Raw genomic sequence first — 11,969 nt, 5'->3', positions numbered from 1 at the left:
CTGCTGGAGCGCGAAGGCTATCGCGTCATGCTGGCGAAAGACGGTGTGGATGCGCTGGAGCAGATGCAGGACCACCACCCGGACCTGATGCTGGTCGATATCGAGATGCCGCGCATGGACGGTTTCGATCTCACGCGCAATGTGCGTGGCGACGACCGCAGCAAGAACATCCCGATCATCATGATCACTTCGCGTACTGCGGACAAGCACCGCAACTACGCCATGCAGCTGGGCGTGAATGCCTACTTCGGCAAGCCGTTCCAGGATACCATCCTGCTCGGCGCCATTGCCGGCCTGCTGCCTACCGGTTCTTGACCACTTCGTAGCGCGCGAGCGTGAGCTTGCGCGCTGCGTCGTGCTGCACGATCGGCTGCGGGTAGTCGAGTCCACGAATATTCCACGGCGCGTGGATCTCTTTGGGCGACAAGTCCCTCAGCTGAGGCAGGTAGTGCTTGATGAATTCACCCTCGCGGTCGAATTTCTCCGATTGCGTAATCGGGTTGAAGATGCGGAAGTAGGGCTGCGCATCGCAACCGCTTGACGCCGCCCACTGCCAGCCGCCGTTATTGGACGACAGCTCGAAGTCGTTCAGCTTCCCGGCGAAATATGCCTCCCCACGCCGCCAGTCGATGCCCAGGTCTTTCACCAGGAAGCTGGCGGTGACCATGCGCAAGCGGTTGTGCATATAGCCGGTGGTATTAATCTGCACCATGGCGGCATCCACCAGCGGATAGCCGGTGCGGCCCTCGCACCATGCGGCGAAGGCTTCGTCGGCATCCGGCCCCGTTTCCCATTCGATGGCGTCATAGGCAGGTTTAAACGCGCTCTGCGCAACGTGCGGGTGGTGGTAGAGGATCATCATGTAGAACTCGCGCCAGATCAGCTCCGACAGCCATACCGCGCCGCCTTCGCCAGCCTGGCCGCGCATCAACAGCTCGCGTACCGTGCGCACCAGGTGGCGGATTGAGACGGTGCCGAAGCGCAGGTGTACGGACAGCCACGAGCAGCCATTCACGGCCGGGAAATCGCGCGCCGTGCCGTAGTCGGCCACGCGCTTGATGAAGTCTTCAAACAGCTGCGCGCCGCCGGACATGCCGGACGGGATGAACATTTCGTTGCGCTCGAATCCCAGCGAGGCCAGGGTGGGCATGGTGCCGCGATGGGACGCGAACTTGCCGCGCGGTGCGGCGGCCGATTCGCCTGGCGCGGTGGCAGGCGCGGACGAGCCAGCCGCCACGCCCCAAGGCGCGAGCACGGACGGATCGGCGTCCAGCTTCTTCAGCCAGGCGTTCTTGTACGGCGTGAACACCGAGAACGGTTTGCCGGACTGCGACAGCACTTCATCGCGTTCGAAGACCACCTGGTCCTTGAAAGTGCGCAGCTGGCGGCCATCGGTGGCCAGGGCGCCGGCGACGGCGCTGTCGCGCGCGATGGCAGCGGGTTCGTAATCCTGATTCGCGAACACGGCGTCCACGCCGAGCTCAGCAGCCAGTGCCGGTAGCTCAGCCGTAGCGTCGCCGTGGTGCACGATCAAATGGCCACCGGCGTCGTGCAGCTCGGCAGACAATTCTTTCAGGCAATCGTAGATAAACGTTACGCGGCGGTCATCGCGCGGCAGCGGATCGAGAATCGCGGTATCGAAAACGAAGCAGCAATACACGCGGTCGGCGGCCAGCAGGGCCTGATGCAGGGCGGCGTGGTCAAAAAGCCGCAGGTCGCGGCGGAACCATACAAGAGCGGATTTCATGGGCGGGAGTCAATTTAGGACCTGCTTTGAATGGCTGGATCGTCAATTCATAGTAAACTGTCGATATATCCCTGAGTTGCGACGCGGATATTACAGTAAAGAATGCAAAACAGCCCTGCATAGAGAGCAACTTATGAAAAAGAGCAAAGTCAGCAAGAGCCTGCCTGTGCCTGGTCTGTTACCGGAAACTAGCGAACTGAAGGAGCTACTGGTGCCGATCACCGCCCCTACGCTCAACCTGGCAAATCATTTCCTGATTGCCATGCCGTCCATGGAAGACCCGATTTTCGGCGGCACGGTAGTGTATGTTTGCGAGCACAATGAAAACGGCGTGCTGGGTGTCGTTATCAATAAACCCACCGATATGACCATGGAAGTGCTGTTCGACCGCATCGACCTCGAAGTGAGTTCAGCCGCCGACCGCCACATGGAAGCCGAGCCTATCATGTTCGGCGGCCCGGTGCAGGACGACCGTGGTTTCGTGCTGCACACGCCTGGCGCGCGGTATTCATCCTCACTGACGGTGACCAATGACGTGGCCTTCACCACTTCGATCGACGTGCTGGAAGCTGTCGCCAAGGGCCGTGGCCCCGAGCGCATGCTGGTGTCGATTGGCTATTCGGGCTGGAGCCCGGGCCAGCTGGAAGATGAAATCAGCCGCAATGGCTGGCTGACCGTGGCGGCCGACCCGCGCATCCTGTTTGACCTGCCGATTGAAGAACGCTATTCGGCAGCCATGAAATTGCTGGGCATCGATCCGATGATGCTCACCTCTGAAGCGGGCCATGCATAGTCCTGAAACTGTTTTTGGCTTCGACTTCGGCATCAAACGCATCGGCGTCGCAATGGGCAATACAATGATCGGCCAGGCTTCCCCCCTGGCCGTCATTCAATCGGTGGGCAATGATGCGCGCTTCGCGGACATCAAAGCCCTGATCGACAAATGGGGACCGGCCCGCTTCATCGTCGGCATTCCCTACCACCCCGACGGGGCGGAACACGAAATGACAGCGCGCTGCCGCCGCTTCGCCAATCAGCTGAACGGCCGCTTCAATATTCCGGTAGTGCTGGTCGATGAACGCTACTCCTCCGCGATGATTTCCGCGAAACGTGGCGAAGTGATCGACGACCGCGCCGCCGCCATCATCCTGCAACAATACTTTGACGAATATGTCCCACACTGACCCCAACCAACTGGACGCGGAAGCCCTCTACGCCAGCCTGCTCGAACAGGTGAAGGCGGGGCTGGCGAACGCGCACGAGCCGGCGATTGTCGGCATTCACTCCGGCGGCGCCTGGATCGCCGAGCGCCTGGCAAAAGACCTCGGCCTGGAAGCGCGCTGCGGCGTGCTGGATGTGTCCTTCTACCGCGACGACTACGCGAACAAGGGCCTGCCGACTGACGTGAAGCCGACCGACATCAAGTTCGAAGTGGCCGGCGCCACCATCCTGCTGGTGGACGATGTGCTCTACACCGGCCGCACCACGCGGGCCGCCATCAACGAACTGTTCGACTATGGCCGTCCGGCGCGCATCATGCTGGCCGCACTGGTAGACCGCGGCGAACGGCAGCTGCCGGTTGCCGCCGATTTTGTGGCCGCGCACACCCGCTGCGCGCCCGGTACTGCGCTGCGCCTGAAGCAGGCCGGCGAGGACCGACGATTTACCCTGACTATCGAATGACACCATGCTCAATCCGCAACTGAACAAACACGGTGAACTCCAGCATTTGCTGACGACCGAAGGCCTACCCAAGGCCATCATCAACCAGATTCTGGATACCGCATCCTCCTTCGTGTCCGTGTCCGACCGCGAAGTGAAGAAAGTCCCCCTGATGCGCGGCAAGAGCGTGTTCAATCTGTTCTTCGAGAACTCGACCCGCACCCGCACCACCTTCGAAATCGCTTCCAAACGCCTGTCGGCGGACGTGATCAACCTGAACATCCAGGCTTCCTCGGCCAGCAAGGGCGAATCGCTGCTGGACACCATCGACAACCTGGCCGCCATGCATGCGGATATGTTCGTGGTGCGCCACTCGCAATCGGGCGCGCCTTACCTGATCGCCAAGCACCTGCAGGACACCAAGCAGAACCACGTGCACGTGGTGAACGCGGGCGATGGCCGCCACGCGCACCCGACGCAGGGCCTGCTGGACATGTACACCATCCGCCACTACAAGAAGGCCTTCAGCAACCTGACCGTGGCGATCGTGGGCGACATCCTGCACAGCCGCGTGGCCCGTTCCGACATCCACGCACTGACCACGCTGGGCGTGCCTGAAATCCGCGCCATCGGACCGCAAACCCTGCTGCCGGGCGGCCTGGAGCAGCTGGGCGTACGCACTTTCACCAATATGGATGAAGGCCTGAAAGGCGTGGACGTGATTATCATGCTGCGCCTGCAGAACGAGCGCATGAACGGCGCGCTGCTGCCGTCCTCCGGCGAATACTTCAAGGCTTACGGCCTGACGCCGGAACGCCTGGCGCTGGCCAAGCCGGACGCCATCGTGATGCACCCTGGCCCGATGAACCGCGGCGTGGAAATCGACTCCGCCGTGGCCGATGGCCCGCAAGCGGTGATCCTGTCCCAGGTCACCTTCGGTATCGCCGTTCGCATGGCGGTGATGAGCATCGTCGCAGGCACTCAGGCATAAGAAGCATGAACATCCATATCAAGAACGGCCGACTGATCGATCCGGCCAACAAGATCGACGCACAGCAAGACCTCTTCATCGTGGACGGCAAGATCGCTGCCGTGGGCGCCGCACCGRCCGGCTTCAGCGCCGACCGCACCATTGACGCCAGCGGCAAGGTTGTCGCGCCGGGCCTGGTGGACTTGTCCGCCCGCCTGCGCGAACCAGGCTTTGAATACAAGGCCACGCTGAAATCCGAAATGCAGGCGGCAGTGCAGGGCGGCGTGACCTCCCTGGTCTGCCCGCCGGACACCGATCCCGTGCTCGACGAACCGGGCCTGGTCGAAATGCTGAAGCACCGCGCCAAAGGCCTGAACCAGGCAAACGTGCATCCGCTGGGCGCACTGACCATGGGCCTGAAGGGCGAGGCGCTGACCGAAATGGCCGAGCTGACCGAAGCGGGCTGCATCGGCTTCTCGCAGGCCGAAGAGCCGGTCACCGACACCACCGTGCTGCTGCGCGCCATGCAATATGCGAAGACTTTCGGCTACACCGTGTGGCTGCGTCCTCAGGATGCCTACATCGGCCGCGGCGGCGTGGCGCACAGCGGTCCTCTCGCTTCGCGCCTGGGCCTGTCCGGCGTGCCGGTGATGGCCGAAACGATCGCCCTGCACACCATCTTCGAACTGATGCGCGCTTCGGGCGCCCGCGTGCACCTGTGCCGCCTGTCGTCCGCCGCCGGCATCGACCTGGTGCGTGCAGCCAAGGCGGAAGGTTTGCCGCTGACTTGCGACGTGGGCGTGCATCACGTGCACCTGACCGATGCCGACATCAACTTCTTCGATTCGAACGCGCGCGTCGATCCCCCGTTCCGCAGCCAGCGCGACCGCGATGCGATCCGCGCCGGCCTGCTGGATGGCACCATCGATGCGATGTGCTCCGATCACACGCCGGTCGATGACGACGAAAAGCTGCTGCCGTTCGGCGAAGCGTCGCCGGGCGCCACCGGCCTGGAACTGCTGCTGTCGCTGGCCGTGAAGTGGGCCGACGATTACGCTGCCCAGCATGCGGGCGAGTCGCCGCTGCAGCGCGCCATCGCGCGCGTGACGTCCGAGCCTGCCCGCGTGGCCGGCTTGGCTGCGGGCCAGCTGGGCGTTGGCAGTACCGCCGATGTGGTGGTCTTCGATCCGGCTGCGCGCTGGGTCGTGGAACCTGCCGCGCTGGCCAGCCAGGGCAAGCACACACCGTTGCTCGGCTACGAACTGGCCGGCCAGGTGCAGGCAACCATCGTCGCAGGACATGTCGCTTATGAACGCAACGCCCGCTAAAAAGCCGCTGGATCTGGTCCAGGTGCTGCGCATGGTGCGCCTGGTGCTGCATATGCTGGAAGGGATGGCCACCTGCGCCTTCATCTTCCCCTGGATCAGCGCCGACTCGCGCAATGCGCACATCCGCCGCTGGTCGCGGCAGCTGCTCTCGATGTGTAACGTCACCGTGCAGATGACCCATGGCAGCGCGGTGCCGCTGAAGCAGGGCATGATCGTGGCCAATCACATTTCGTGGCTGGACATTTTCGTCATCAACGCCCTGTATCCATGCCGCTTCGTGGCCAAGTCGGAAATCCGCTCCTGGCCGCTGGCGGGCTGGCTGGTGGAGAAAGCCGGCACCGTGTTCATCGAACGCGGCAACCGCCGCGAACTGCGCCATGTGTTCAAAGGCCTGGTGACGGCGCTGCACAGTGGCCAGCGCGTGGCCTTCTTCCCGGAAGGGACCACGGCGGCGCAAGGCAATATCCTGCCGTTCCACGCCAATCTGTTTGAAGCCGCGGTGGATGCGAAGGTGCAGGTGCAGCCGTTTGCCTTGTCCTACCAGGACGACAAAGGCCGCCATCATCCATCCGTCGACTTCATCGGCGAAATGACGTTTGTGGAAAGCGTGCTGGAAATCCTGCGCGGCAAACCAGTGCGCGCGCGCCTGACCTGCCTGGAACCGATGGAGGGCGAGGGCGCTCATCGCCGCGAACTGGCGCAAGCCGCGCACGATGCGATCGGCATCGCGCTCGGTATCCTGCTCGACCCGGATGCCGATGCGCCGGCGGAGCCGCCGGCTGGCGGTGAAGTGATCCTGTCCGCCGAGGGGGATGCGGAGCACGGCGACGCGGCGCAGCCGTCGCCGCGCGGCGCTTAAGCCTTACCTTTGCCTTTGGCTGCCCGGTACTCCGGGCATTCGACCTGCAGTAGCGAGCGGTCATCCAGGCAGACTGCGGACAGCTGGCCGCCCCACACGCAGCCGCTGTCCAGCGCGATCCACTGCGGTGTGATGCGCAGCCCCAGGGCCGACCAGTGGCCGAACACCACCGTGGTGTCCGTAGTGCAGCGGCCCGGTACTTCGAACCAGGGCATGAGGCCTGTCGAAGCATCGACGCGGGCCGACTCTTTCATCTTGAAGTCCATCACGCCATCGGCGGTGCAGAAGCGCATGCGCGTCAGCGCGTTGACGATGCAGCGCAGGCGCGCGGTGCCGGTCAGCGCATCGTCCCAGCGGTCCGGCTGATTGCCGTACATATCGCGCAGGAAGTCCACCCATTCATCGTGGCGCAGCGCGCTTTCCACTTCGCCCGCCAGTTCCATGGTTTTCTGTGCCGTCCATTGCGGCAGTACGCCGCCGTGTACCAGCAGATGTCCCTTGGCCATGATCGCCATGGGACGCATGCGCAGCCAGTGCAGCAGGGCTTCGCGGTCGGCGGCGGCGAGAATATGCTCGATCGTGTCGGAACTCGACTCCGGACGGATGCCGTTGGCCACCGCCAGCAAATGCAAGTCATGATTGCCCAGCACCGCATCGATGCGGCCGCCGCTGCCCTGGGCCAGGGCCTGCACATACCGCAGTGTGGAAAGCGAATCCGGGCCGCGATTGATCAAATCGCCGCAAAACAGCAGGGAAGGGGGCTCGCGGCCCGCTTCCTGCTCATGTTCGAGAATGCGTTCAACCAGGGCCACGGTCTCGCCGTGGCATCCCTGCAGGTCACCGATCACATAAGTATTCATTATCACCTCAGCACGATTGCTGTTCAGTTGGCGCAACCCCGCCGCTTTCACATACAATCATGATTACAACTTACTAAGCAGGACAGGATACTAAATGATATTCGTAACTGGTGGTGCCGGTTTTATCGGCTCGAACTTCGTACTGGACTGGTTGAAGCAGTCAGATGAAGCCGTCCTCAATTTCGACAAGTTGACCTATGCAGGCAACCTGAAAAACCTCGCTTTCCTGCAGGGAGACGCGCGCCACATCTTCGTGCGCGGCGATATCTGCGACAAGGAACAAGTGTTGTCCCTGTTCAGGCAGCACAAGCCGCGCGCGGTGGTGCACTTCGCGGCGGAGAGCCACGTGGACCGTTCCATCCTCGGTCCGGGTGAGTTCATCAACACCAATATCAACGGCACTTTCAGCCTGCTGGAAGCGGCGCGCGCCTACTGGAGCGAGCTGCCGGAAGCCGAGAAAGCGGCATTCCGCTTCCTGCACGTGTCCACCGATGAAGTATATGGCACGCTGGGGCCGGAAGATCCTCCTTTCAGCGAAACCACCGCCTTTGCGCCGAACAGCCCGTATTCCGCATCCAAGGCAGCCTCCGACCATCTGGTGCGTTCCTACCACCACACCTACGGCTTGCCGACGCTGACCACCAACTGCTCCAACAACTACGGCCCGTATCATTTCCCGGAAAAGCTGATTCCGCTGATGATCGCCAATGCGCAGGCGGGCAAGCCGCTGCCGATTTACGGCGATGGCCAGCAGATCCGCGACTGGCTCTACGTAAGCGATCACTGCGCCGCAATCCGCCGCGTGCTGCAGGATGGTCGCCTGGGCGAGACTTACAACGTGGGCGGCTGGAACGAGATGGCCAATCTGGATGTGGTGCACACTCTGTGCGACATGCTCGACAAGCTGAAGCCGAAAGCCGATGGCGGCAGCTACCGCACGCAAATCACGTATGTGAAAGACCGTCCGGGCCACGACCGCCGCTACGCCATCGATGCGCGCAAGCTGGAACGTGAACTGGGCTGGAAACCTGCCGAGACTTTCGAGACCGGCATCCGCAAGACCGTACAGTGGTATCTGGATAACCCGCAGTGGGTGGCGGACGTGCAGTCCGGCGCTTACGCCAATTGGGTTGAAGCCAACTACAACAACCGGGAGCAGTAATGAATCCAGTCACCGACCGTAAAGGCATCATCCTGGCGGGCGGCTCCGGCACCCGCCTGTACCCGATCACCAAGGCCGTGTCGAAGCAGCTGCTGCCGATCTACGACAAGCCGATGATTTACCATCCGCTGACCGTGCTGATGCTGGCCGGGATGCGCGATATCCTGATCATCTCGACCCCGCAGGACACGCCGCGCTTCCAGGAGCTGCTGGGCGACGGCAGCCAGTGGGGCCTGAATCTGAGCTACGCCGTGCAGCCTTCGCCGGACGGTCTGGCGCAAGCCTTCATCATCGGCAAGGAATTTGTCGGCAATCACCCGTCCTCGCTGATCCTGGGTGACAACATCTTCTACGGTAACGACCTGGATGCCTTGCTGCGCAGCGCGGCCGAGCGCGACGACTGCGCTACCGTGTTTGCCTACCACGTCACCGATCCGGAGCGCTATGGCGTGGTGGAGTTCGACGCCAACCGTCACGCGATGAGCATCGAGGAAAAGCCGAAAGTCCCGAAATCGAATTACGCGGTGACCGGCCTGTATTTCTATGACAACCAGGTGTGCGATATCGCGGCCAGCATCAAGCCATCCGCGCGCGGCGAACTGGAAATCACCGACGTCAACAAGGCTTATCTGGAAGCGAAGCAGCTGAAGGTGGAGCTGATGGGCCGCGGCATGGCCTGGCTGGATACCGGCACCCACGAATCGCTGCTGGACGCATCCCAGTTCATCGCCACCATCGAACGCCGCCAGGGGCTGAAGGTCGCCTGCCCGGAGGAGATCGCCTACCGCAAAGGTTATATCGATGCCGGCCAGCTGGCACGCCTGGCCGAGCCGCTGAAGAAGAACGGCTACGGCCAGTACCTGCTGCAAATTCTTCAAGATAAGGTCATCCCGCGATGAAAGTCATCCCCACCGACATCGAGGGTCTGCTGGTCATCGAGCCGCAAGTGTTCGGCGACGACCGCGGCTTCTTCTACGAGAGCTTCAACGGCCGCCGCTTCGCCGAGATGACGGGCGTGACCGCCCAGTTCGTGCAGGATAACCATTCGCGCTCCGCAAAGAACGTGCTGCGCGGCCTGCATTACCAGATCGAACAGGCGCAGGGCAAGCTGGTGCGCGTGACCACGGGCTCCGTGTTCGACGTGGCGGTGGACTTGCGCAAAGCATCGCCGACTTTCGGCAAGTGGTTCGGCCTGGAGCTGTCGGCCGAAAACAAGCGGCAGCTGTGGATTCCGCCCGGTTTCGCGCACGGCTTTGTGGTGACCAGCGAGTTTGCCGAATTCCTGTACAAGACCACCGACTACTACGCGCCGCAGTTCGAGCGCTCCATCCTCTGGAACGACCCGGCGATCGGCATCGAATGGCCGCTGCAAGGCGAGCCTCTGCTGTCCGGCAAGGACCAGAAGGGCGTGTTGCTGGCCGATGCGGAAGTGTTTGCATGAAGATCCTGCTGACAGGCAGTACCGGCCAGGTCGGCTACGAACTGGAGCGCAGCCTGCAAGCGCTGGGTGAAGTCGTGGCCGTCGATCGCGGCCGCATGGACCTGGCCAATCTGGACCAGGTGCGCGATGTGATCCGCGAAGTGAAGCCGCAGCTGATCGTCAATCCGGCCGCTTACACCGCGGTGGACAAGGCTGAAAGCGAAGCCGGACTGGCCTACCGCATCAACGCCGAAGCGCCGGGCGTGATGGCGGAGGAGGCGAAAAAACTGGGCGCGGCACTGGTCCATTATTCGACCGATTACGTATTCCCCGGCACCGAGCCGGGCGCGCGCGTGGAGACGGACGCCACCGGACCGGCCAATGCCTACGGCGCCAGCAAGCTGGCGGGCGAGCAGGCAATTGCCGCCAGCGGCGTGTCGCACCTGATTTTCCGCACCAGCTGGGTGTACGGCATGCGTGGCAAGAACTTCCTGCTGACCATGCTGCGCCTGGCCAAAGAGCGCGACGAACTGCGCATTGTCAACGACCAGCACGGCGCGCCGACCTGGAGCCGCACCATTGCCGATACCACCGCCGTGGTGCTGGCGCAGGCGCGCGGCGAGTCCTGGTGGGCCGAGAACAGCGGTGTCTATCATTTGAGCAGCCAGGGCGAAACGACCTGGTTCCACTTCACTCAGGCCATCCTGAATCAGGCGGAACTGGACTGCCGCCTGGTGCCTATCACCACGGCGGAATACCCGCTGCCGGCCAAGCGGCCGGAGTTTTCAGTACTGTCATCGCAAAAGCTGATGGACCGATTCTGCCATCTGCCGACCTGGCAGGAAGCCCTGCGCCTCTGCATGAAGTAAGTAAAATCGGGTTCGGAGTTTGTATCTATTGGTAAGCAAACTCCGGCCCGGTCATGCCCGTTTGTTAGAATCATTCACCCCAACAACACCCTTCCTATCAATTTCTCTGTTTCCCTTCATTAATCCGGTACAATCGCCGGTTAGCGTGCTGATAACAATCATTGTTGCACTGCGAAACGACAAAAAAAGCGGACAATAAGCGCCACCGACCACTCAGATGTTTTCTTTCCTCGTAAGCTTTATCGCTTCCGCCCTGTTGACCCTGCTGGTCATCAAGGAGGCGAGGCTGCACGGCCCCGCGCTCGATTCCGATTTCCATGGTGTGCAAAAAGTGCACGCCCACCTGGTAGCCCGTATTGGCGGGTTGTCGATTTTCCTCTCCGTGGCGCTGTCCGCCTGCATTTCGGTGTGGCGCGTGCCGGCCATGACGAGCTGGATGCTGTCCCTGATGGCCTGTTCCCTGTGCGCTTTTACCGGCGGCATCGTGGAAGACTACACGGGCAAAGTCAGTGCGTTGCGGCGCCTGCTGCTCACCATGTGCGCGGCCATGCTGGGCTACTTCCTGCTGGACGCCCGCATCGACCGCATCGACTGGGTGACGACAGCGCCGTTTGCCTTGCCCTGGTTGTGGTTCACCTTGCCGCTGACGGTGCTGGCGGTGGCCGGTATCGCCAATGCCATCAATATCATCGACGGTTTTAATGGCCTGGCCAGCGTGGTCACTATTTGCATRCTGCTGTCGCTGGGTTATGTGGCTTTGCAGGTAAACGATATGTTCGTTCTGGTGGCGGCCCTGATGGTGGCGGGTGCGACGGCTGGTTTCCTGATCTGGAATTATCCGGTCGGCCTTATTTTCCTCGGCGATGGCGGTGCATATTTTATTGGTTTTATGCTTGGCGAATTGGCATTGCTTCTCGTAATGCGAAATCCACAGGTTTCTACTTGGTATGCAGCGTTGCTATTAATCTATCCTGCATTTGAAACCCTGTTCTCGGTTTATCGGCGCATGTTTATTCGCGGGAAATCGCCTGCTATGCCGGATGGTATTCACTTGCACAGCCTGATTTTCCGCCGTATCGTGCAGTGGGCGGT

14 protein-coding genes are annotated in these 11,969 nt (G+C 61.9%); 12 read left to right on the top strand and 2 right to left on the bottom strand.

From position 1 onward, the window contains the following. The coding region (locus tag AB4Z11_RS09075) for a response regulator (protein WP_442024597.1) at positions 1 to 315 on the top strand (315 nt) is incomplete at its 5' end. Here the strand turns inward: AB4Z11_RS09075 and AB4Z11_RS09070 are convergent. Next, positions 302 to 1,747 carry a cryptochrome/photolyase family protein gene (locus AB4Z11_RS09070; RefSeq protein ID WP_442024595.1) on the bottom strand — a complete coding sequence of 482 codons (1,446 nt, stop codon included), beginning with the start codon at positions 1,745 to 1,747 and terminating at the stop codon, positions 302 to 304. The genes AB4Z11_RS09075 and AB4Z11_RS09070 overlap by 14 nt on opposite strands. A gap of 133 nt (positions 1,748 to 1,880) precedes the next feature. Between AB4Z11_RS09070 and AB4Z11_RS09065 the strand changes: the two genes are divergently transcribed. Genes AB4Z11_RS09065 through AB4Z11_RS09040 form a run of 6 tightly spaced genes read left to right on the top strand, consistent with a single transcriptional unit; the run spans position 1,881 to position 6,566 of the window. Then, on the top strand, positions 1,881 to 2,540 hold the full coding sequence (locus tag AB4Z11_RS09065) for a YqgE/AlgH family protein (RefSeq protein ID WP_442024593.1): 660 nt from the start codon (positions 1,881 to 1,883) through the stop codon (positions 2,538 to 2,540). Then, complete coding sequence (gene ruvX, locus AB4Z11_RS09060; protein WP_442024591.1) at positions 2,533 to 2,931, top strand: Holliday junction resolvase RuvX; 399 nt, start codon at positions 2,533 to 2,535, stop codon at positions 2,929 to 2,931. The genes AB4Z11_RS09065 and ruvX overlap by 8 nt, the downstream gene beginning before the upstream one ends. Then, positions 2,918 to 3,430 carry a bifunctional pyr operon transcriptional regulator/uracil phosphoribosyltransferase PyrR gene (gene pyrR / locus AB4Z11_RS09055; protein ID WP_442024589.1) on the top strand — a complete coding sequence of 171 codons (513 nt, stop codon included), beginning with the start codon at positions 2,918 to 2,920 and terminating at the stop codon, positions 3,428 to 3,430. Before ruvX ends, pyrR begins: the two co-directional genes overlap by 14 nt. Before the next feature lie 4 nt (positions 3,431 to 3,434). Then, complete coding sequence (locus AB4Z11_RS09050; RefSeq protein WP_442024587.1) at positions 3,435 to 4,400, top strand: aspartate carbamoyltransferase catalytic subunit; 966 nt, start codon at positions 3,435 to 3,437, stop codon at positions 4,398 to 4,400. A 5-nt stretch (positions 4,401 to 4,405) separates the two neighbouring features. Continuing rightward, a complete protein-coding gene (locus tag AB4Z11_RS09045) occupies positions 4,406 to 5,707 on the top strand; it encodes a dihydroorotase (protein ID WP_442024585.1) in 1,302 nt (433 codons plus the stop codon). After that, complete coding sequence (locus AB4Z11_RS09040) at positions 5,688 to 6,566, top strand: lysophospholipid acyltransferase family protein (protein ID WP_442024583.1); 879 nt, start codon at positions 5,688 to 5,690, stop codon at positions 6,564 to 6,566. Before AB4Z11_RS09045 ends, AB4Z11_RS09040 begins: the two co-directional genes overlap by 20 nt. Here the strand turns inward: AB4Z11_RS09040 and AB4Z11_RS09035 are convergent. Continuing rightward, a complete protein-coding gene (locus AB4Z11_RS09035; RefSeq protein WP_442024581.1) occupies positions 6,563 to 7,426 on the bottom strand; it encodes a symmetrical bis(5'-nucleosyl)-tetraphosphatase in 864 nt (287 codons plus the stop codon). The two genes, AB4Z11_RS09040 and AB4Z11_RS09035, sit on opposite strands and share 4 nt — an antisense overlap. 94 nt (positions 7,427 to 7,520) lie before the next feature. Between AB4Z11_RS09035 and rfbB the strand changes: the two genes are divergently transcribed. The 5 genes from rfbB to AB4Z11_RS09010 form a co-directional block, all read left to right on the top strand. Beyond that, the gene (rfbB, locus tag AB4Z11_RS09030; protein WP_442024579.1) at positions 7,521 to 8,588 is read left to right on the top strand and encodes a dTDP-glucose 4,6-dehydratase; all 1,068 of its coding nucleotides are present in this window, start codon (positions 7,521 to 7,523) and stop codon (positions 8,586 to 8,588) included. Then, positions 8,588 to 9,487 carry a glucose-1-phosphate thymidylyltransferase RfbA gene (gene rfbA / locus AB4Z11_RS09025; RefSeq protein WP_442024577.1) on the top strand — a complete coding sequence of 300 codons (900 nt, stop codon included), beginning with the start codon at positions 8,588 to 8,590 and terminating at the stop codon, positions 9,485 to 9,487. The genes rfbB and rfbA overlap by 1 nt, the downstream gene beginning before the upstream one ends. After that, entirely contained in the window at positions 9,484 to 10,029 is a 546-nt protein-coding gene (gene rfbC, locus AB4Z11_RS09020; protein ID WP_442024575.1) for a dTDP-4-dehydrorhamnose 3,5-epimerase, read from the top strand. Before rfbA ends, rfbC begins: the two co-directional genes overlap by 4 nt. Next, positions 10,026 to 10,877: a dTDP-4-dehydrorhamnose reductase gene (gene rfbD / locus AB4Z11_RS09015; RefSeq protein WP_442024573.1), complete on the top strand. Its 852-nt coding sequence runs from the start codon at positions 10,026 to 10,028 to the stop codon at positions 10,875 to 10,877. The genes rfbC and rfbD overlap by 4 nt, the downstream gene beginning before the upstream one ends. 217 nt (positions 10,878 to 11,094) lie before the next feature. Beyond that, positions 11,095 to 11,969 (top strand): glycosyltransferase family 4 protein (locus AB4Z11_RS09010; protein ID WP_442024571.1); only part of this gene is annotated, 875 nt, incomplete at its 3' end.

The organism is Pseudoduganella sp. RAF53_2 (assembly GCF_052113985.1).
Classification (GTDB): Bacteria; Pseudomonadota; Gammaproteobacteria; order Burkholderiales; family Burkholderiaceae_D; genus Rugamonas.
The sequence above is the reverse complement of the archived record's forward strand: the minus strand, read 5'-3'. Positions and strand labels throughout refer to the sequence as shown.